The 20,876-nt window shown below is 37.1% G+C and carries 20 protein-coding genes and 5 pseudogenes; 18 read left to right on the top strand and 7 right to left on the bottom strand.

Translation table 11 applies throughout. The features are described 5' to 3' along the window. The first annotated feature begins 99 nt into the window (after positions 1-99). A complete protein-coding gene (locus FTT78_RS08350) occupies positions 100-624 on the top strand; it encodes a hypothetical protein (protein WP_154320138.1) in 525 nt (174 codons plus the stop codon). A 49-nt stretch (positions 625-673) separates the two neighbouring features. Here the strand turns inward: FTT78_RS08350 and FTT78_RS08355 are convergent. Next, positions 674-982, bottom strand: a pseudogene (locus FTT78_RS08355) (transposase); the annotation flags it as partial. Between the two features lie 49 nt (positions 983-1,031). Between FTT78_RS08355 and FTT78_RS08360 the strand changes: the two are divergent. The 8 genes and pseudogenes from FTT78_RS08360 to FTT78_RS08395 all read left to right on the top strand — a co-directional run bounded on the left by FTT78_RS08360 (position 1,032) and on the right by FTT78_RS08395 (position 8,338). Next, a complete protein-coding gene (locus tag FTT78_RS08360) occupies positions 1,032-1,460 on the top strand; it encodes a hypothetical protein (protein WP_373682995.1) in 429 nt (142 codons plus the stop codon). A 23-nt stretch (positions 1,461-1,483) separates the two neighbouring features. Next, positions 1,484-2,643 (top strand): IS3 family transposase gene (locus tag FTT78_RS08365; protein WP_154320140.1). Its coding sequence is split into 2 segments (ribosomal slippage): positions 1,484-1,718 and positions 1,718-2,643, totalling 1,161 coding nucleotides; the frame shifts between segments, so codons are not numbered across the junction. 361 nt (positions 2,644-3,004) lie between these two features. Continuing rightward, on the top strand, positions 3,005-3,304 hold the full coding sequence (locus FTT78_RS08370) for a hypothetical protein (RefSeq protein WP_179989178.1): 300 nt from the start codon (positions 3,005-3,007) through the stop codon (positions 3,302-3,304). A gap of 209 nt (positions 3,305-3,513) precedes the next feature. Next, a pseudogene (gene istA / locus FTT78_RS08375) lies at positions 3,514-4,534 on the top strand (IS21 family transposase). A gap of 13 nt (positions 4,535-4,547) precedes the next feature. Next, positions 4,548-4,952, top strand: a pseudogene (locus tag FTT78_RS08380) (HlyD family efflux transporter periplasmic adaptor subunit); the annotation flags it as partial. A 173-nt stretch (positions 4,953-5,125) separates the two neighbouring features. Then, positions 5,126-5,797, top strand: a complete 672-nt coding sequence (locus FTT78_RS08385; RefSeq protein WP_179989177.1) for a DUF4145 domain-containing protein — start codon at positions 5,126-5,128, stop codon at positions 5,795-5,797. A gap of 673 nt (positions 5,798-6,470) precedes the next feature. Next, the gene (locus tag FTT78_RS08390; RefSeq protein WP_179994476.1) at positions 6,471-7,043 is read left to right on the top strand and encodes a LexA family transcriptional regulator; all 573 of its coding nucleotides are present in this window, start codon (positions 6,471-6,473) and stop codon (positions 7,041-7,043) included. Then, positions 7,040-8,338 carry a Y-family DNA polymerase gene (locus FTT78_RS08395; protein ID WP_179994477.1) on the top strand — a complete coding sequence of 433 codons (1,299 nt, stop codon included), beginning with the start codon at positions 7,040-7,042 and terminating at the stop codon, positions 8,336-8,338. The genes FTT78_RS08390 and FTT78_RS08395 overlap by 4 nt, the downstream gene beginning before the upstream one ends. Before the next feature lie 253 nt (positions 8,339-8,591). Here the strand turns inward: FTT78_RS08395 and xseB are convergent, their stop codons facing one another. Further along, positions 8,592-8,786 carry an exodeoxyribonuclease VII small subunit gene (gene xseB / locus FTT78_RS08400; RefSeq protein WP_001058302.1) on the bottom strand — a complete coding sequence of 65 codons (195 nt, stop codon included), beginning with the start codon at positions 8,784-8,786 and terminating at the stop codon, positions 8,592-8,594. Beyond that, a complete protein-coding gene (gene xseA, locus FTT78_RS08405; protein ID WP_179994478.1) occupies positions 8,776-10,044 on the bottom strand; it encodes an exodeoxyribonuclease VII large subunit in 1,269 nt (422 codons plus the stop codon). The genes xseB and xseA overlap by 11 nt, the downstream gene beginning before the upstream one ends. Before the next feature lie 216 nt (positions 10,045-10,260). Here xseA and FTT78_RS08410 point away from each other — a divergent pair, with 216 nt between their 5' ends. Together FTT78_RS08410 and FTT78_RS08415 are read left to right on the top strand one after the other, a co-directional pair. After that, on the top strand, positions 10,261-11,565 hold the full coding sequence (locus FTT78_RS08410) for a type II toxin-antitoxin system HipA family toxin (RefSeq protein ID WP_096902800.1): 1,305 nt from the start codon (positions 10,261-10,263) through the stop codon (positions 11,563-11,565). After that, a complete protein-coding gene (locus tag FTT78_RS08415) occupies positions 11,558-11,836 on the top strand; it encodes a helix-turn-helix domain-containing protein (RefSeq protein ID WP_000361155.1) in 279 nt (92 codons plus the stop codon). Before FTT78_RS08410 ends, FTT78_RS08415 begins: the two co-directional genes overlap by 8 nt. A 116-nt stretch (positions 11,837-11,952) precedes the next feature. On the opposite strand, the gene FTT78_RS08420 is transcribed toward FTT78_RS08415, so the two are convergent. Continuing rightward, on the bottom strand, positions 11,953-12,150 hold the full coding sequence (locus FTT78_RS08420) for a hypothetical protein (protein WP_096902802.1): 198 nt from the start codon (positions 12,148-12,150) through the stop codon (positions 11,953-11,955). A 207-nt stretch (positions 12,151-12,357) separates the two neighbouring features. On the opposite strand from FTT78_RS08420, the pseudogene FTT78_RS08425 reads away from it, so the two are divergent. Then, positions 12,358-13,514, top strand: a pseudogene (locus tag FTT78_RS08425) (IS4 family transposase). Positions 13,515-13,557: 43 nt separating this feature from the next. Here FTT78_RS08425 and FTT78_RS08430 read toward each other — a convergent pair. Together FTT78_RS08430 and FTT78_RS08435 are read right to left on the bottom strand one after the other, a co-directional pair. Further along, positions 13,558-13,860 carry a helix-turn-helix domain-containing protein gene (locus FTT78_RS08430; RefSeq protein ID WP_096902794.1) on the bottom strand — a complete coding sequence of 101 codons (303 nt, stop codon included), beginning with the start codon at positions 13,858-13,860 and terminating at the stop codon, positions 13,558-13,560. After that, positions 13,853-14,210: pseudogene (locus FTT78_RS08435) on the bottom strand (type II toxin-antitoxin system RelE/ParE family toxin). The gene FTT78_RS08430 and the pseudogene FTT78_RS08435 overlap by 8 nt, the downstream one beginning before the upstream one ends. Before the next feature lie 615 nt (positions 14,211-14,825). On the opposite strand from FTT78_RS08435, the gene FTT78_RS08440 reads away from it, so the two are divergent. After that, positions 14,826-15,620 carry a hypothetical protein gene (locus FTT78_RS08440; RefSeq protein ID WP_031946098.1) on the top strand — a complete coding sequence of 265 codons (795 nt, stop codon included), beginning with the start codon at positions 14,826-14,828 and terminating at the stop codon, positions 15,618-15,620. Between the two features lie 94 nt (positions 15,621-15,714). On the opposite strand, the gene FTT78_RS08445 is transcribed toward FTT78_RS08440, so the two are convergent. Next, complete coding sequence (locus tag FTT78_RS08445; protein ID WP_050595110.1) at positions 15,715-15,909, bottom strand: type II toxin-antitoxin system RelE/ParE family toxin; 195 nt, start codon at positions 15,907-15,909, stop codon at positions 15,715-15,717. Positions 15,910-16,080: 171 nt separating this feature from the next. On the opposite strand from FTT78_RS08445, the gene FTT78_RS08450 reads away from it, so the two are divergent. The 5 genes from FTT78_RS08450 (at position 16,081) to FTT78_RS08470 (ending at position 20,655) form a co-directional block, all read left to right on the top strand. Next, positions 16,081-16,440: a surface-adhesin E family protein gene (locus FTT78_RS08450; protein WP_179989163.1), complete on the top strand. Its 360-nt coding sequence runs from the start codon at positions 16,081-16,083 to the stop codon at positions 16,438-16,440. Positions 16,441-16,685: 245 nt separating this feature from the next. Then, positions 16,686-17,390: an IS6-like element IS1008 family transposase gene (locus FTT78_RS08455; protein WP_043963410.1), complete on the top strand. Its 705-nt coding sequence runs from the start codon at positions 16,686-16,688 to the stop codon at positions 17,388-17,390. 84 nt (positions 17,391-17,474) lie between these two features. Beyond that, entirely contained in the window at positions 17,475-18,296 is an 822-nt protein-coding gene (repM, locus tag FTT78_RS08460; RefSeq protein WP_180038245.1) for a replication initiation protein RepM, read from the top strand. Between the two features lie 1,083 nt (positions 18,297-19,379). Beyond that, positions 19,380-19,718: a hypothetical protein gene (locus FTT78_RS08465; protein ID WP_114237945.1), complete on the top strand. Its 339-nt coding sequence runs from the start codon at positions 19,380-19,382 to the stop codon at positions 19,716-19,718. A 136-nt stretch (positions 19,719-19,854) separates the two neighbouring features. After that, positions 19,855-20,655, top strand: coding sequence for a DUF2310 family Zn-ribbon-containing protein (locus FTT78_RS08470; protein WP_114237944.1), 801 nt, complete (start codon positions 19,855-19,857; stop codon positions 20,653-20,655). Positions 20,656-20,876: the final 221 nt, after the last annotated feature.

A 20,876-nucleotide genomic window follows, 5' to 3' on the forward strand; every position in this document is an offset into this window, starting at 1 on the left:
TTTATTTTTTGATATATTTCAGTTTAACCTAAAAACGACTAGTGATAGTTATAAAAAGTTGTGCTTAGAAGAATCTTTATTATTTTCAGAGGTTTACTTATGAAAAAGTTAGTAATCTTATTATCAATGTCGACGGTTTTTTTATCAGCTTGTGGTAATAAACATGACAAAATGGTTGGCTACTGGCAATTAGAAAATGTGCAAGGAAAGCGCATTATGCAAATTTTTAAAGAGGGTAAAGATAGTTATATTCTTAAAGAAAATGTGGTTGCTCGTAGTAATGTGGTGAATGGTAAAGAGGGAAGTTCTCTCGTATTGGAAAAAAAAGATGATACTTTAGCGGTTAATAATGGTTTAGCTGCTATGCCCTTACATTTATCTGATGATGGTCAAACATTACGTATTTCTAAAAATCAGTACAAAAAAGTAGATGAAAATTTTGTCAATAAAACAATAGAAAATATTAAAGTGTGTCATGAAATTGAAACAGAATATCGGACTAAAGTTAAAGAACTACCTATTTTTACTCGTGACCCTGCAATTCAAGAGCAACGTAAAACGTTGGCTGAGTCAACTACTAAAAAAATGCAAGCCATTGAAGATTGTAAATTTGGTATCTACTGATAATTACACTATTTAATGAGGGTGTAAATAATTCTGTGTAAATGTGGTTTTAAAAATACTTGGTTACACGTTCATCAAACATGATACTAAAACGATTCATGGCAGCTTTCCAATTCTGAATGGGCATCGTCCATTTTTTGCTTGCTGCCATAATCGCTAAATATACCACTTTTTTCACAGATTCATCGGTTGGGAAGATTTTTCTTTTCTTGGTGGCATGGCGAATGACACTGTTCAAGGATTCAATTGCATTGGTGGTATAAATCGCCTTGCGAATGTCCATTGGATAGGCAAAGAACGTGTTGAGATTCGACCAGTTGGCAAGCCATGATTTACTGATTTGAGGATATTTATCGTCTCACTTTTGACCAAATTCATCCAGGGATGACATACAATCGATACAGCGCATCATTATTATTGAAAATGGTGCCATGATGAATAGGGTATTTGATTGGTATATGCAGTTGCCTCTTGAGTGGCAGTCGAGCCTGTTTGTCTATCGTGGGCATGGGGCCAACATTAAAACAGTAGTTAAATTATTAGAACAAGTATCGGATAACTGCTTGTTGGCATTTTATGGTGATCTTGATCCGTATGGGATTAATATTGCCTCTCATTTTTATAAAATACGTCCTTTAGCCCTGATTGTGCCTAGTATCTGGCAGGAGATCACAGTCACTCATATCGACAACAATGTGAATAAATTCTTGAAGCAGATCGTTCAGACTAGGGATATTGCATTTGATCAAGCTGAACCTTTGATTTTAAGAGAGCTATTTCATCATGTTGATCCTAGCCAAAATAATGGACAGTACTTCCCTCTAAAGATAACGTAACGTTAACTTTGGAGATCCAAGAAATGGCCAAACGTTTTAATCCCAAATTTAAACAGCAAGCAATTGATTATGCACTTTCAAACTCACACGAGCCTACAGCTGCAATCGCCCAGAAATTAGGTGTGGGTTATTCAACTTTAGACAAATGGATTCGTGAAGCCAATCCAGTGGGTTCAAGCAAACGTCAACTTTCACCAGAACAACAGCGGATATTGGAATTAGAGAAAGAAGTCAAACAGCTTAGGGAAGTCAATGACATCTTAAAAAAAGCGCATGTGTACTTTCTGACAGATCATGCCAAGAAAAGTACACGGTAATTCAAGATCTGGATGTGAATGAAGTCACTGTATCTTCTGTCTGTAAATGCCTGGGTGTCAGCACTTCAGGCTATTATGCCTGGCGAAAGCGCCAGACCAATCTAGCGCAGAAATATAATGATTTAAAAGCCGTATATTGGCAGCATCATGCACGATTGGGTGCACCTTCATTGGTACATGACATGCATGATTTAGGTTACAGCATGAGCGAACGAACCGTTGGAAGAATGCTTAAAAAGCTTGGTTTACGTAGCAGGATTGCACGTAAATACAAGCATACGACTGATTCAAACCATCGTTTGCCTACAGCACCTAACTTGTTAGATCGTCAATTTACGGTCAATGAACCCAATAAGATCTGGACAACAGATATTACCTATATCCGTACTAAGCAAGGTTGGCTGTATTTATGTGTGATGCTGGATCTATTCAGCCGTCGTATTGTCGGTTGGCAAACCAGCTATCGAATAGACCGTCAATTGGTATGTGATGCGTTTCATTATGCAATGGCTCGTCAGGGGTATCCAATGGGTGTCATGGTACATTCGGACCAAGGCTCACAGTACTGTAGTCGTGATTTTAGGGCGCTATTATTGACGAATAACTGCGTTCAAAGTATGTCACGCAGGGGAAACTGCTGGGATAATGCAGTGACCGAAAGCTTCTTTCATACATTGAAAGTTCATGTGGTCCATGGCAGTGTATTTGCCACTCGAAAAGAAGCGAATGCTGTCTTGTTTGACTATATTGAGATTTATTACAATCGAATCAGAAGACATTCTGCAAACGGCTGTTTAAGCCCAGAAGCCTTTGAACAGAAATATTTCAAGAATTTAGAGGGATTTGTTGTCCACGATACTGTCTAGGATCAAAAACTAGATCACCTACCTGTATATCTTCGATTTTTTTCCAAATTCTCCGTGGTAAATTTAGATCCCTCTGTACACGCACTAGAGTACCCGCAATAAAACACCCAGTAAGTGCTGGTATTTCTTTCAATTTATCACCCATAAAAAATGTCCCCTATTATTTGTTAATGATAATGTATGACTGTTAATTTTTTATCGTTCAAATTCTATTCTATTTAACATAATGGGCGTTATACGAAATTTTCAAAAAAATACAATAAAAATGCGAGCTTAAGGCTCCCATTTTTGATTTTTGTGTGATTTCGTATAAGGTGTATTATGTTAATTTTAGGGGAACTTAATTCTATAGGTGATACCAATGGACAAAAAGATAGAAGATAAAACTAAAGATATTAATGAAAAAATTCAAAAATTGGATTTAGCTATCCAAGAACTAATAGAAACTACAGACAATTTTTTTATTAATGATAAGTACTATGGAATTGAATGCGCTTTTATTTTAGACCATGCACTAAATATTAAAATGCACTTTTTCAACAAGTATCCAGCATTTGCACCACCTCACTTACGAGGAGTAGAAAATTATGATCGAATTATACATATTAGAGAAAATAATCCTGAAGATAAGCTAGAACAAATTTCTCCTCTTAAAGACTAAATTTTCTAATCTCGTACTTAGAATCCCCTACCATTTAACATAATGGTGGTTATACGAAATTTCAAAAAAATACAGTAAAAATGGGAGCTTAAGGCCACTGCTGTCCCATAAATATAACAAGTGTTAGCAGCAGTGTAAAAATAACCCTCTAACGGCATTTTAAAACTGACCCCCTTGGTTAATATAGCGGTCTTTTTGGACTGCTCAACATGTTAACTTTGGAGCAAGCAGTGACCATCCAAATTCTTCATCAACAAGGTAAATCCATTAAAGCCATTAGTCGTGAACTTGGGGTATCCAGGAATACCGTACGTAAATATTTACGGCAAAACACCACACCTCAGTATCGGCGTACACAACCTAGAATAAGTATTCTTGATCCATATAAACCCTATTTGCTTGAACGTGTAAATGCAGCTCATCCTGAATGGATTCCTGCCGTTGTGCTCTATAAGCAGATTTTAGGGTTTGGATATCCAGGAAAGATCAGGATATTGAGGGAATATCTTGCAACATTAAAACCCGTTGCCAAATCAGAACCCGTCATTCGTTTTGAAACCCAACCTGGTCAACAAATGCAGGTTGATTTCACCACGATTCGACGTCACCATACGACTTTGAAAGCCTTTGTGGCCACATTAGGTTATTCCAGAGCAACCTTCGTGAAATTTTATGATCATGAACGGACGGATGCATGGATCGATGGTCTGGAAAATGCATTTCAGTTCTTTGGGGGCGTACCTCAGGAAATCCTGTTTGATAACGCTAAAACGATCATGATTGAACGGGATGCCTATCAGGAGGGGCAGCACAAATGGAACCCCAAACTGCTCGATTGTGCCAAGAAATATGGCTTTCGCCTCCCGCGTATGTAAACCCTACCGCGCACAGACCAAAGGCAAAGTTGAACGCTTTAATGGATATCTCAAATCAAGCTTTATTGTGCAATTGAAAGCAAGCCTTAAGACTTCAGGCTTATTGTTGGATGTTGATGTTGCTAATGCCCACATTGGTCGGTGGTTGCATGAAACCGCCAATCAGCGGATTCATGCAACCACGCAAGAAAAACCAGCTGTTCGACTGCAGCAAGAGCAGCAAAGATTCGCGCCATTACCGCAATCAAATACGGTTTCCAGCATTGTGCCTGTTACAGCGGCACCGCATGTGATGCCCTACGAGAGTTTGCAGCATCCATTATCAGTATATGACCAGTTGCTGGGAGTTTCCTGATGAATCTGCAATTGGCGGAGTGATTTCTCAAAATGGCAAGTTGATGACAATTGTTCCGCTGGATGAACAACTTTTGGTTGAGGCACGTATTTCACCGCGAGATATTGCTTTTATTCATCCTGGGCAAGATGCACTGGTGAAGATCACCGCGTATGATTATTCTATTTATGGTGGGTTGAAAGGAAAAGTTTCTATTATTTCTCCAGACACCTTGAGAGATGAAGTTAAGCAAGATCAATTTTATTATCGAGTGTATATTCGAACGGATTCAGGAAAATTGATGAATAAAGCAGGCAAACAATTCAGTATTACTCCTGGCATGGTTGCAACAGTCGATATTAAAACAGGGGAGAAAACGATCTTAGATTATCTAATAAAACCATTTAATAAAGCGCAAGAGGCTTTAAGAGAAAGGTAAGCGTCCGCTGAACCCCACACTCTTTGAGTGGAACGTTCTTTAAAAAAACGTTCCACTTTATTGAATATTTATCAATACCGCATAGCTCGATGCAGGGTGCTATCTTCAGATATCTTATTTAACATAAAATGAAGTTATGCGACTTCAGAATGACCTAATACTTGAGAATAAATATGACCCAAAAAATACTAGATCGATTTTCTTCACTAATAGAAGAAGGTGATTCAATCTATCAAAAATGTGAAGCCGCTGGATCTGGTTATAATCCTGAATTACAATCAGCTTTTATCGAATGGCAAATGAAATCTAAAAATATATTAAGCATTACTTGTGGTGAAAAGTCACATTATTTGTCTCAGTTTGATAAAAATCTTAAAGCAGGAATGGGGGATACAAGAAAAGCAATATTAAATCGCGTGATTCCAATTTTAAGAGCGGCAGAAGATGATTTAAAAAATGGTTTTCTAATCACAATCAAAAAACTAATTCAGTCAGAGGTTTTTGATAGTGAGTTGGATCAAGCACAGCATTTCCTTGATTCAGGTTATAAAGTAGCTTCTGCTGTCACTGCTGGTGTAGTTTTAGAAACAGCAATTAAAGAATTAGCTAAAAATAACGGAATTGATATTTGCCAAGAAGGTACTACTAAACCTAAAAAACTTGATGCTCTTAATTCTGAATTAAAAAATGCTAATATCTATAGTGCTCTTCAACATAAGCAAGTTTTAACTTTGGCACATATAAGAAATAAAGCTGCTCATGGGGAGATTGAGGAATTTAATGATAACGATGTACAGAATATGATCCGAGATGTTGAAAGATTCTTACTTGAATATGCTTCTTAATACAACAAAAAAAGAGTCCACGTTATCTAATGGTGGACTCTAGTTCCAAATTTGAGACTAATAGAGTATCTATTTTCCAGATATTGAAATCATAGCCACGCAGACTTGCGTAGGTTTGACTGATACGCAAGTCGAGTAGCGGTCTGATTTCCGCATAACTTATGTTATGTTACTTGGGATACACTTGACGGTAAGATAATTTATTATTGCAACCGTCAAGTGCAGCACCAACGATATTATTGTAGGGTGCTGTGTTTAGATATCCTATTTAACATAATCAATATTATACGAAATGCTTTTTAAATTGTGTTATAATTCCATGTGTTGATACTAGTTTTATAGCCCATTCACCCTCGAATGGGCTTTTTTTATGATTGTTCACGTTCCACGATCAATAACTGAACAATGTTCCACAGTTTTATTTAATGTTGCTGAACAATCAATGGATACCAGTAAAGCCCTTTAGGTCTTCTGTTGCTTCAAATATAAAGTCTCTACGATCAAGGATTAGACAATCTTTATTGTGTCGTCTGATTGATCTTGTGGCTTTGCTAATATCATGGCAATCCCAAGATTTGGGATAATACTTTATTAAAGAACGGACAATCTTGTTTTTATATTCTGAGTTTTCTATAATCTTAATTATGTTACATAATCAAGATTGATAATAAAAATGACGCAAAATAAGCATGGTGGTGCACGCAAAGGTTCTGGCCGTCCTTTTGTCTATAACGAACCGACCAAGGTCATTCGGGTGCCAGAGTCTCGTGTATTGGAAATCAAGAAATACCTGAAAAAAAATGACACTCCAAAGTTTAACGATATTTCCTCTATTAGATTGCTTGAGACAAAAACACATTATGAGATTCCTGTTGCTTTGCAAAAAGTGGCTGCAGGCTTCCCTTCCCCTGCTCAGGACTATATCGATAAGACCCTTGATCTAAACGAGTTTCTTATTCAAAACCAACAGGCAACCTTTATCGTTGAAGTGGAATCCTTATCCATGCGTGATGCAGGGATTGATCTGAATGACAAGCTAATCGTTGACCGTAGTATTGAAGCCAAGCATGGGGATATTGTTCTGGCATTGATTGACAATGATTTTACGATTAAACGTTTGATGATTGAGGGTAATCAATGCTGGTTACAGGCGGCTAATCCTGATTTTGCTGATATCCATTTGAAAGATAATCAAACCATGCTGATTTGGGGTGTGGTTACCAGTGTGATCAAGAAGTTCAGATGAGCAGTTACGAGCGGATTTATGCCCTGATTGATATTAACAACTGCTATGTCAGTTGTGAGCGGGTATTTAATCCCAGTCTAAACAATAAACCTGTGATTGTGCTCAGCAATAACGATGGCTGTGCTGTGGCAAGAAGTAATGAAGCCAAAGCGCTGGGCATCAAAATGGGCGTTCCTCTCTTTCAAATACAAGATATTGTTCAGCAACATCAGGTCGTGGTGTTATCCAGTAACTATGCTTTATATGCTGAAATGTCCAAGCGTTTTCATTCAATTTTGGCTAGTTTTGTTGCGCCACATGAACAGGAAATCTATTCAATTGATGAGTGTTTTTTAGACCTGACCAGTTATGCACAAAATTTTGACTTAACTCAGTATGCGCATCACATGAAACAACGATTGTTGGATTGGATTGGCTTACCCGTCTCGATTGGTATCGGTCGTAGTAAAACCGAAGCCAAAATGGCCAACCATCTTGCCAAAAAAAGACAGGGTTTCAAGGGTGTGTGTAACTTACTCAATATGGATTTCCTAGATCAGGAAATGCTTTATTCAGACATTGAGGTCGGTGAAGTTTGGGGCGTTGGTCGTAAGTTAGTTAAAAAACTAAATGCCATGGGAATCTATTCGGTGCTAGATTTAGTGATGCAAGATGCTCATCGCATGGCGAGCCTTTTTTCTGTGGTAATGCAAAGAACAGTATTGGAGCTGCAAGGTGTTTCTTGTATGCAGTTAGATGATGCCCCTCCCCCCAAACAGCAAATCATAGCAAGTCGTTCATTTGGTGAAAAAGTTACCGAGCTAGATGATCTCAAAGAGGCTATGGGCAAATATGTACAGGATGCAGTCATACGTTTACGAGCAGACGCTTCCTTATGTGGATGTGTCATTGCTTTTGTGCAATCGAATCCTTTTGATTCAAAGGTTCCCTATTACAGTAAATCGTTGGCTTTTGAGTTTCCTGAACCGACGGATTGTGTTTTGGATCTGATTAAAACAGCCATGCAACTGCTGGAACACATTTATAAATCTGACGTGAAATATAAAAAGTGTGGTGTAATTCTGACGGATTTAATTGCTAAGCAGCGCTTTACTCCTGACCTGCTGACAGACCACAGCCAGCGTGAAAGTAATGAAAGCCTCATGCAGACTTTAGAAGCGGTAAAGGCGAGATATGGGAAAACTAAATTAGCTGTTGGCAGCTGCTACTTACCACAACGAAAGTGGTCAATGAACCGTACTCATTTGACCCAGAACTATTTTAGCTGGCAGGGATTATTAAAGATCGGCCATTAAATTCATTAGCCCCACCTATTTGGTTTAAGTCAGCTTAATGAAGAACTCGACACATAAGCCGACACAGGCTTGATCTTCAGTCAACCATTTAACAACGTAAGTATGTTGTTTGGGATCCATGTAACACCTATAGAGGAAAAGGTGGTTAGTAATAAAACTCTGCTCAAGCAAATTTATTGGGTTAACTGTCAGTTTTCACCATCTCATGTCCTTTATTTCTAGAACATTCTAGACTTTTCTCGACCTAGAATTTTTATTCTTTAAAGGTGTCATTCAACGCCTGTTGCACAGCATCAATACGTAACTTACAGGCTTTATAGGCAGTCATGGACTCTTCAACGATCGCCATCAGGTTATCAATATCCGGTTCTTCCTGAGATTCAAGAAATTCGGCATTTTTCTTGAGAATTTCATAACCTTTCTTGAAACTTAGTTCTTCATTGTTCATGTGCGTTTACCTGTGTCACGGTGGCATCAATGGTGCCATCCTTAAGTTCAATCTGTAATTCCTGGTCAGTAATCTGCTGGATGGAACGGATAGCTTTGCCTTGGCTACGGACAATTGCATAGCCCTTGGCCATCACATTACGAGGATTCTGTAGCAAGGTTTCCCTCATCAATGACTCCACCTGCTGTGAAGCTAGTTTAATCTGTTGTTGAGCAAGATACTGAGTATCACTTTTAAGCATATCAACGCTACGCTGGGCTTCATTGATCTGGTTCTGTGTCAGAGTTTTGATAGTTTTCAGATACTGATCACTCTGGCTCTGGTAGGTGATCAACTGGTGCTGTGACAGTAGCTTGATGGTCTGCAAAGCAGTACTAACTTCATTGACTCGCTCCACAATCAGGTTACGGATCCCTGCGATCACTTTACTCGGGGTATCAAAGGAACGGTGTGCAATTTCATCCAAAATAGTGCGGTCTTTCTCGTGGCCAATACCGACCCAGATCGGCACAGTTCTTTTACACAGCAGTGCGGCCAGATCATAATCATTCAGGTAAGCTAGGTCATTCACGGCTCCGCCTCCACGGATGATCACAATAAGGTCTGGTGCTATCGAGTAATCTTGAGCCCACTGTCTTAAGGCACTACCCAAAACCTGAATGATGCTGGCAGAAGCCGTATTACCCTGAAAAGTTGCTGAATGATAAACGAAATGACAGACACCAGCCTGAGCCAGGGCATCCGCATCTTTTTTAAAGTCACCTAACCCTGCAGCATTTTCCGGTGCAATGACCAAGACATTCTGAATATCAAAGGGTACCGGCAACTGTTTATTGTTATTGAGCAGGCCTTCCTCAGTCAGTCGCAGCAGAATCTGCTGATAGCGTTTGGCGATGTCTCCTAGAGTAAAGCTAGAGTCGATATCTTCGATATTGACCGAGAAGCCATATTGCGGATCAAATCTAGCTTTGACCTTGATCAGTACATTCAGGTCTTTCGACAGTTCAATACCACTTTCTCGTTCAAACTTTAGAATTATTTTTTGTGCCGTAAATTTCCAAATGGTGCCTTTACAACTAGCGATCACCTTATGGCTTTCTTCATCTTTCTCAGCCAACTCAAGATAATAGTGACCGCCTTTAATACTTAAATTACGGATCTCAGCCTTGACCCACACTGCCCCATCAAAAGTCAGCTGGATGACTTCCTGTACAGTGGCAAGGTATTCACTAAGGCTGAGTTGTTGACGTTCTGACATGATGTAAAGGATAGCTAAAATATAAGGAGGTAAGATTTAACCCAATATTGATCAATTCTACTGCAAATCAGATGAGTTTATTGCAATTTTGAGAAATGTATAAGTTCTTCTTAGACACCTAGAGTGATCATTGAGATTTTTAGTTTAATTATACTTTTATATTAAAATAGATATATAATCAATAAAATCATTATATTTTACTATTTTAATAAAATTATGAAGCAATACTGTACACTGCAAATCTACCAAGACTATGAATGGCATGACTGTGCTTTGGTTGAGGTTACGGATGATCAAAATGCTGGATGGCAGGCAGCTACACGTACATCATATTTGTTCGAATATGCTATTTCATATATGGATCTAAGAGATGGTCATGCGCTTGCTTATGACTTACCGGTGAACGTCCAAAATAGATTGGAATCAACTTGGCCAGCATTTCTTATGGATCTATTACCTCAAGGATACGGTCGCAAAGAATTACTAAGACAGCTTGATTTTTCTGAGAATGTTCAGGAACAAGCGGACTGGGCGCTTTTAAAAGCAGGCGCAGGAAATCCAATTGGGAATCTGCGAGTCAAAGAGGCTCATGAGTGGTTACAGAGTCATTTCCCAAAGCTGCAAAATCAGGGATTTAGCCTAAGCAAAATTATTGAACGTAAAGAGAAGTTTATTGAATCGCTCGCATCTTATGGACTTTTTATTGCCGGTTCATCTGGTATTCAGGGTGAGTGGCCAAAATTGTTGTTAACACAAGGTTATGATGATCTTTTCTATCTAGATCATACTCTTCCAGATGATCAAGTTAAGCAGCATTGGTTGGTTAAATTTAGCCGCGGCAGTGATCAAAATTTGAATAAAATCCTGATGAACGAAGCTTTGTATATGAAAGTCGCTCAGTACTTGCAACTACGTGTACACCGGGATCTTGAGCTACATGGCAAGACTTTGTTTATTCCAAGATTTGATCGCAAAGTAATTAATGGCAAAGTTGAAAGAATTGCTCAGGAAAGCCTTGCATCTCTAGGTGGGAAGGCGGGCTTTGGGGTTAGAATGACCCATAATCAAATATGTACCCTGCTTATGGAGGCTTGTACCGAACCAAAGCAGGAAGTATTTGAGTATTTGAAGCGTGATCTCGCAAATGTTGCCTTAGGCAATAAAGATAACCATACTCGCAATACAGCAATCCAACGCTTCAATAATGGTAAAATTCAGCTCACACCATTATTTGATTATGCGCCAATGTGGTTACATCCTGATGGTATTGCACGTACTACTCGTTGGGAAAGAGATGATCATGGTGGTATGCCACTTTTGAGTTCTGTGATTGAGCAGATAGCTGAAAGCACTTCGATTGATCCACAAGAAATTAAAACTTTATTAATTGAACAGTTACCAATTTATCGGGGACTGTTAGAAAAGATGCAGGCTCTTCAAGTAGCGGATGAAATTCTGGAAAATAGCCAATATCGAATAATCAATATTTGCCAGCAGTTGGAGGAGATCAGCCATGGATAAACGTTTTAAACCATTGACCCCTATTCAACAAATGGAAAAAAGACTATCTGTGCTTGAAACCATCAATAATCATCCAGACTGGTCTTTTTATCAAGTTGCTCGATTTATTCGAACAGAGCTACATTTAACACTGAATGATATGGCTAAAATTACTAAGATTGCGCCACAGACACTGCAAAAAATGGAGCAACCAGGGAGCAATCCTACTTTGAAATCCATGCAGAAATTACTCGATACTTTCGGTTTACAATTACAAATAAAAGTTAAATGATTTTTAATTCTGAGCCATCGGTTTTTCTAAAATCTTATCCGTTTAAGGATACAAAGAGGAAATAAACAGGCTCTAGGTTGTTTTATGATTATTTTTAGACAAACGACTCCAAAACCTTATGTAGCAAGGGTTTTGTCTCTACAGTAATTAATTTGTTTTTGAAAAAATGGAGTAGAGTGTTTGAAATATGAATAATCGAATTCGGTTTCTGTAAGCACAGTAATTTCATCTGCATGTGCTTTATATTCATCTATATTTTCGAGTAATTCATCCTCTGAGAATGGGAGTTTTTTTTGATTTTCAGTGTCGTTCATAGAGTCATATCCTGAGAAGTTATTTAGATCATCATAAACCAGACATTTTTAATGGTGAGAATACAGACACTTTAAATGGTTTCTAACACAAAAAAGGGAGCTTATAGCTCACTGCTGTCCCATAGTTTGATTTAAATAAAAAAACCTGAGTCTGAATCGTTAAAATATAAGTGCGAACCAACACTTTAACGACCAAGGACTCAGGTTTTGTCATATCAGAATACCGTATTTCATCAATTGATTAAACCCATACTCCGACAAGATTTTGAACGTCTTGTTCAAATACATCATGTCGGTCAGAAATTTAGAGCCGCTTCAAGATGGGATCAGTTCATTGCCATACTGATGTCTCAACTTTCCTGCAGACAAAGTCTGCGGGATATTCAATCTAATCTAGAGTGTCAACAAGAAAAGCTGAATGCTCTCGGAGCAAAGTCTATCACCCTCGCAGTACACTGGCTCGAATCAATCAGGAACAGCCTGCAGCCTTGTATGAACAGCTATTTTACACCTTGCTTAAATCTTATGAACACTCAAAAGTAGCTCATAAATTCCGCTTTAAGAATCCCTTATATTCCCTGGATGCCAGCCATATTGATCTGTCATTTTCCTTATGTGAATGGGCCAAAGTGCATGAATCCAAAGCCAGCATGAAACTTAGCGTTGGCTTAAATTACAGCAATACCATTCCTGAATTTGTGGCGCTTGGGGATGGCATTGAAAATGATATGGTACAAGGCAGAGCATTCAAATTTCCTGCTGGCAGTATTGTCGTATTTGACAAAGGATATATTGATTATCAATGGTTTGCCCAATTGACTCATCAAAAGGTCAGTTTTGTCACCCGATTGCGCCCAAAGACAGTTTATCAAGTGAAATCTAGCCGCAGCGTATTAGCATCTAAAGGTATTATTGCGGATGAATGGATTGAATTAAGTAGTGCTTATGCAAAGAAAAGAGGTGCTCCCAAATTATTAAGACGTATAGAATTTTATGATACCGATAAGAACAGGACGTTTGAGTTTCTGAGTAATAACTTTCATCTGGCAGCATTAACGATTGCTGCAATTTATAAAGACCGTTGGAAAGTGGAGCTGTTCTTTAAAGCACTTAAACAGAATTTAAAATTAAAGTCATTTCTAGGCCGAAGCCGTAATGCCATACAAACTCAAATTTGGATCGCGTTAATCGCCTATTTGCTGGTGAGTTTCGCTCAACATCTGGGGAAAGAAGGCTGGACAGTGCAGCGCTTACTCAGAATCATTCAAGTGAATTTGTTTGAAAGAAAAACGTTAAAAGCTTTATTCTCACCCGATAAAATCCCCATTAAACAAGAGGAAGCTTATTTAAGCTTCCTCTTGTGAAAAATTGTGGGACAGCAGTGGCTTATAGCTACCTTTTTTATCGTTACACATTAAATCCTATATGTTTTCCTGTTGGAAGCTCCACATCAATACGGAGCTTACCACCCATTGCCTCAACATACTTTTTCATGGTTGAAATCTTTAAATCATTACCACGATTTTCAATTGCTGAAAGTGATGGCTGTTTTATTCCCAAAGTTTCAGCAAGTTCTTTTTGGGAAATCTCTAACTCTTCTCGAATAAGATGGAGCTGAGTCTCTAACAGTAGCTCATCAGCCATTTTTTTAATACGTGCTTGGCTCTCTGGAGAGCGACTAACCAATAATTCCTGTAAGGTTTTAGCCATTAGATTGTTCTCCTAGGGTTGAGAGATGAAGTTCGTATTGCTGTTCTGCAATGTCCAGCATCTCTTTTATAGAAACGCTTTTTACCGCCTTTATCACCGATGCAAAGCACAATGGCCTGTCGTAATGGATCAAATGCAAAAAAGGCTCTAAGTGGTTTACCTCTATGCTGAACGCGTAGCTCTTTCATATTGGTAAATTTAGAGTCATACACGGTATCCACTAAAGGGCGACCTAAGCTAGGTCCCTGCTGCTGTAGAACGACCAAAGCTGCGAGGACTTTCTCTTGTGTTGATTCATCTTGCTGCTCAAGCCACTCATTAAACAGATCTGTTGTGATGACTGTCCACATATCACAACCAAAATATAGATTATAGTCTATATTTTATAGTGAACTTAGTCAGTTTTCAAATGGTAATAAAAAACCCCGACATCCTGTCGGGGTTTTTCGTGTTTGGTTGCAAGGTATAACTTCTGTCGTACCTAACCATCCTTGTGCTGATCTTTCTTATTCTTGTTGTTTGGAGCTTCCTGCTTTCCTTGACTACATCATAAGAAATAAAGCTTTGATCAGCTAGAAGCAGATTCCTTAAATTACTGTACGTCAAAGCGTACAAAAATGGCTTAAAAATAGCCCCAGAGTTATCCCCATAAATTGTGGATTTTTTTCAGGTTGAAAGCCTTATAGATTGTAGGTGATTTTCTGTTTTGAGTGTTTTTTGAGCAAAAATGTTGGCAAAAAATATCAAAACCGCTCATAAAAAAGCCGACTTGTTTCAAAATCGGCTTTTTGTGCATTTTTAGATTTTTCTGGTTTTATTAAGTATCTGATATTTATATTAATATACAAGTGTATTGCGTATAACCACCATTATGTTAAATGGACAATTAATAATTGAATATTTCACCTTTTTTTTTAATTAGTAGCTAAAATTACTTTATAATTTAAACTTATAAGGTATTTAAAGTGAAAAGTCCTCTTTCTAAAATATTTCTACTAAATATTCTCATAATGGCTGGTAGTGTTGCGTATGCCATTGAAGTTAAGCCATTCAAATTTATAAAAAATAATGAAGGTTATCCAGAAAATATTGGTTTATATAAAATAACAAATAAATACAGTGAGTTATATGTAAAACAGTATCCATTTTCTATTGAGAACAATAATAGAAATGCTGGTTTTATTAGTGAGATCGACCCACAATGTGAAATCTTAGAAAAGATATATAAGCAACAGCAGAATACTTATGTTGTAACAAGTACATGTGGCGCATGGTTTGGTATGAGTAGCCCAGAAAGCCATTATTTTATATATGAGTTTAACGATCTAGCAAAATTAATTAAATCTGAAACTATTGAATTCAAAGAGTCATTAGATATTACTATTTCAGAGCTTAATTCAGGTATAAAAATAACATCAAGCCAAAGTCCTAAAACTGGGAAAAAATATGATTATGAATACAAAAATGGGAGCTTATATGACTTCTCAACATCTATGAATAGAAATTTAGTTTCAAAAGAAAATGATAGAATCTGTAAGGGATTCTATGATCAAGTTTATACTCAATTTAAGTATTCTTATGTACCTGGTATGACTAATCTTTTTGAAATTTTACCTAGACATGCTTATTCATGGGTTCCAAACAAAATAAAATCTAGTGAAGAATTATCAGATAAATTAGCCAATGATTTAAAAGGGAAAGATCTAACACAACGTAGAAATGTTCCTTATTCAAGATTTAAACAAGACTATTGTTCTTAACTAAACTTAAGTATTCCTAAAATTAATATAATAGGTGCTATGCAAAGTCAAAATGTTAGAACCCATTCAAAATGGGAGCTATAAGCTCCCATTTTTAGTCTTTAATACGCTTTTTAGCTTCGTCATAAACTATGCTATCAGCTCGTTTCCCGACTGTGATGAGCAAGATAACTACCTGATCATCTTTAAATTGATAGACAAGTCTGACACCAGCTTTTAATAATTTAATTTTATAGCAACCTGCAAGATTGCCTCTCAGCATATTCTTTGGAATATGTGGCTGCTCTATGACTTTGGCTAGTTACTTCTTAAATTGATCTCGTATAGCAACAGGGAGTTTTTCCCATTTGTGTGTCCTTACCCATTTAACCCATTTAAAATTATTAAATTAAAAAATAAATTGAACAACAGAAATAATATAAGTATATTTCTGGAAATTAGCTTTAAAGAGACTAAGTAGGTGAAAAGACTATTAAAAATTACATTAATCAGCGTAATGGTTCTTAATGCTCAAAATATATTTGCAAAAATAATTATAGATAATGCAAATTATCAATCTAAAATTATAAAATTAAATAGTACAAAGAATCCCAAAATAACAAGAGCTTGGGTAGAAACCGAGTTTAAAGAGGAGAAGAATAGGTCAACAGTTCTATATGAGATAGATTGCGAACAAGAAAAATTCCGAAGACTAGGAGGAGTTATGTACAAAGAAGTAACAGGTGATCCAATAGCTATGGAACCTACAAAAGAAGAATATATAATTCCAAATACAAATCTAGATACGCTTAAAAGGGAGGTATGTACAGGAAAATATTAGAAAAACTTGAGAGATTTGGGGGATCAGAGAATTATTGTAGTTATCCTGATCTAAATGACAATTCAAGAGTAAAGATAGAAAAAATTTGTTATTTAATTTAGGGCGGCACTGTCACACGAGGGTGTAAATAATTCTGTGTAAATACAGTTTTATTTACAGTCTCTAAAGCTCCCTTTTTATAGGGCACTGTTGCAAATAGGCTGACATGATAAGCTAAATATCTTATTTATTTCGAGATACAGCAGATGAATCCCTTCCACGGTCGGCACTTTCAAGGTGAAATCATTCTTTGGGCTGTTCGTTGGTATTGTAAATATGGCATCAGCTATCGTGAACTTCAAGAAATGCTCGCTGAACGAGGCATAAATGTGGATCACAGTACAATTTATCGTTGGGTTCAGCGTTATGCTCCAGAAATGGAAAAACGGTTACGCTGGTATTGGCGTAACCCTACAGATTTACATTCATGGCATATGGATGAGACTTATATCAAAGTGAAGGGGCGATGGACTTACCTGTATCGTGCAGTTGATCAACGTGGTCATACGATTGACTTTTACCTTTCCGCTAGACGGAACAGTAAATCAGCCTATTGTTTTTTAGGAAAGATCTTCAATACGGTGAAAAAATGGCAAATTCCACGGGTCATCAATACAGATAAAGCAGCGACCTATGGCCATGCTTTATCACGGTTAAAGCGAGAAGGAAAATGTCCAGTAGATATTGAGCACAGGCAGATTAAGTATAAAAATAATGTCATTGAATGTGATCATGGTAAGTTAAAGCGAATCATCAGGGCCACATTAGGATTCAAATCTATGAAGACTGCTTATGCCACAATTAAAGGTATTGAAGTCATGCGTGCACTACGTAAAGGACAAGCATCGTCATTTTATTATGGTCAGCCTCAGGGTGAAGTGTGTCTAATCAACAGGGTTTTCGGTCTCTAAGCACTTTTTAAAGGGAACATCATCGACTCAAATCTCTATTTGCAACAGTGCCCTCGTAAGTTGGGCGATAATATTGAAAGTGTATTGAACAAGACTTTAACTATTCATGCCCAATCTTATATGCAACAGTTTGACGTGGCTAAACATACGGCTTATGAAGCCCTAAAGCGTGGAGTCAATGGTTTATTTGAAGCGGAATTTAATTACACCCAGTTTGTTGAGGGTAGTCAAAAAATTGAGTTTGTCCGCAGTCGCTTTGTGCAAAAGATTAGTTACGTTAATGATTTAGGATTGGTAAGATTAGTATTCGCCAATGACGTTGTACCATTAATTGTAGGATTGGAAAAAAAATTTACCAAATACGAGATAGAGCAAATTAAAGGCTTACAGAGCCGATATGCTATTCGCCTGTATGAGTTTTTGATTAAATGGCGGTCTGTGGGCAAAACCAATGAAATCTCGTTAGATGAGTTAAGAAATCATTTTGGGTTATTGAGTGATGAATATGTGCGTATGCACCATTTCAAAGCAAGAGTTTTAGATTTGGCTATTAGTCAAATTAACGAACACACGGATATTATTGCTGAATATGAGCAACACAAGCAAGGTCGCACTATTACAGGATTTACCTTTAAATTTAAACAAAGAACCAAGCCCAAAACGGTAAAAGCTGAAAAGACAGAGCGTGATCCACATACAGTAGATATGTTTATAACCATGACCGATAATCAACGCTTTGCCTTCGCTAAAAAAATATCTCAATTACATGAGGCATCGTATTTGGCACAAGGGCAAGCAGGTCGAAGTTACGATGTGTTTGCTGAACAAATTGCTGAAGCATTATTAGATAGTGAAAAGCAGAAAGTATATTTACCCTTCTTATCGAAATTAGGGTTTAAATTTTAAGATTTTTATTCGCTGTTTACAGGTTGTGGTAGAAGTAGTCCTTGATATCAAAAACAAAAATTATTTTAAGGGAATAAAGGCTTCTGACTATCACCAAATGATAAGTTATCTGAGTTCTATTCAGTGAAAAACTGCTATATTAGGGGTCAGCACAGAAAACGGAAATTATAGGGCGGTAAGTACATTTATTTACTTCTATGTAGTTGTTATTTAAGAACTTCGTTAAAAATCTTTCAATTAAATTGCATGTTGCCAATCTCTAGCAGACAGGCAAAGCATAAAAATATAAATCTTTGATTTTAATAAATTAATTAGTCGACAAAATTCCTTGTCGTACTATTTTCTCCAAATTCTGGGGTAACCCCTATCAAATCAAAAACTCGATGATATGCGTCATTTAGTTGATCAAATACCTTCTTACGGCAGTCAATCTATACCTAAAATAAACGATCCTAGTTGGGAGGGGTTATTAGATGATCGGAGAATATCTTGGAATATGAACGACATCACCATAATAGAAAGGCTAGTACTTATTTATTATACTTTTAGTATGAAGGTTCTTAGTGTTTTCAATCAAGAATTTGCAGAGAGAGGAGTTTCTTTTTCATACTCTGATTAGTATGCCTATGGCAAACCAATTTCACTGCTTCGGTACCCTAGTGAGGACTAGAACCTTAGGCTGTAGGCTAATGATATTGGTATATTGAGTTATTTAGGTAGTCGCGGTGTACTTCATGGTGTATAGAAAGTTAGTTTTTCGAGCTAATAAAGCCATTTTGACAAAATTTAAGAAGTATTTTAGAAAACTAGATAGTTACACAGAATTTAGGGTAGTCTCAAAATGAAAGTTATAACTAATGGTTCTTTAACATCTTCTAATTCCTTTGGTGAAAAATAAGATTCCATTTTATGCTTAACTCTCAACTTTTTTTCGCTAAATCATTTATTTTACGAAGGTTAGACTTTCAATATTAAACTTACAATTCTTGTAATACAGCCATTCCAATAGGCTTAAGAAGTTGAGAGTGGCATTTCTTGCATAGAATTATTTTGTATTAAATAAAATAACTAAAGGTTTGGCTCGTGAAGATCTCAATAAGAAAACTGTATGTAATTAGCTTAAGTGCATTAATTACTGTGGCTTGTTCCAGTCAAAGTGAATCAGAAGGGATGCTAATTATAAATAACAAAACCTCCGAAGATATAACTAAGGTTAATTTAACTTATAAAACCACTAATAAATCAGAAAATATAGGTAATTTATCTCCTAATCAATCATTTAAGTATCCTATAAAATATTCTGACACCGAAGACTCTATAGTAATTACATATACTGATAGTAATAATACAGTGCATAAGGATGTAGCTGTTCCTTATTTCGGTAAATATGATAAGAAAAATTATAGTTATAATATCAAGTAGTTTAAGTATTATTAATATTTAGAGTGTACGGCATTGACGGTATAGGTTAAATTGACACTACAAGACAGCACTTTAACCAATTTCAACAGCAACATCCCCAAATATATTTAATATAAATTAAGCATGAGATATAAAAATGCACGCCTTTGATATTATCATACCCCAATATACAGGTATCGCTGAAGATGATGATAGCCACGACCATGATGTATTTTGTTATTTAGGAAATTTAGAAGGCAACGGACAAATATTACCCCGTAACCATCATTTAGCTGTTAGCCAAAATGATATTACTCGCGTGACTGTGGTGTGTCCTGAAATGGATGCCCTTGACCGTAAAAATATGAACAGCTATGCCCAAGAAATGCACAATAAAATCGAACAGTTAGCAGGTAAACCCATTCAAACCTTGTATATCGGAGAAGACCATGACTATCCTCTTCCCCGTTATGCCGTACCAACGCAATCTGAATTTTACATGTTGCGTTGGGGCTGGAGTTCGCCTTTACTAGATGGAGTAACCTTACAAGGCATTCCTCTATATAAAATCCCATATACCCAACCTGATCACCCTTGTTATGATAATGTGTGGTCATGGTATCGTCAGGCTGAAGCGTTATATCGTTTGTGGCTTGGTTCTCAACCAGTAAGTGAAGCCTTTGCCTTAGAGCAAATGCAAAATCCCAATTCTGAGCATAGCAAAATAGGTCGAGAATTGTGCCGTATCATTGAACAAAGCACAGGTGTACCCACCTATTATTTTCTAATGAATTACCGTGATTGGACACAGGCAGAAGATATGGAACAAAAATGTCCACTGACAGGGCAGGATTGGCTATTGCCTGCCAATACCTATCACTATATTGATTTTAAATGCGATGAGAGTCGTTTGGTGAGTGAGTTGAGTCAAAATTGGTCGGATGAAAGCGAGGACTGACCGAATGAAAAATTATTTGTGGTAAGCTCATAAAGCCTATCAAGCATAGAGATAAAAATAACACCCAAACTATCTGTAACCAACCGTGAATCGTCTCGATATTTTCGGAGAGTGTTTTACTGGAATCAGGTACAGGACAAGTTTATTTTCAGTATACCCTAGCGGAACCACCTAAAAAGGCACTGTTGCAAATAGGCTGACATGATAAGCTAAATATCTTA

It is taken from the genome of Acinetobacter sp. YH01011, assembly GCF_013420785.1.
GTDB lineage: Bacteria > Pseudomonadota > Gammaproteobacteria > Pseudomonadales > Moraxellaceae > Acinetobacter > Acinetobacter towneri.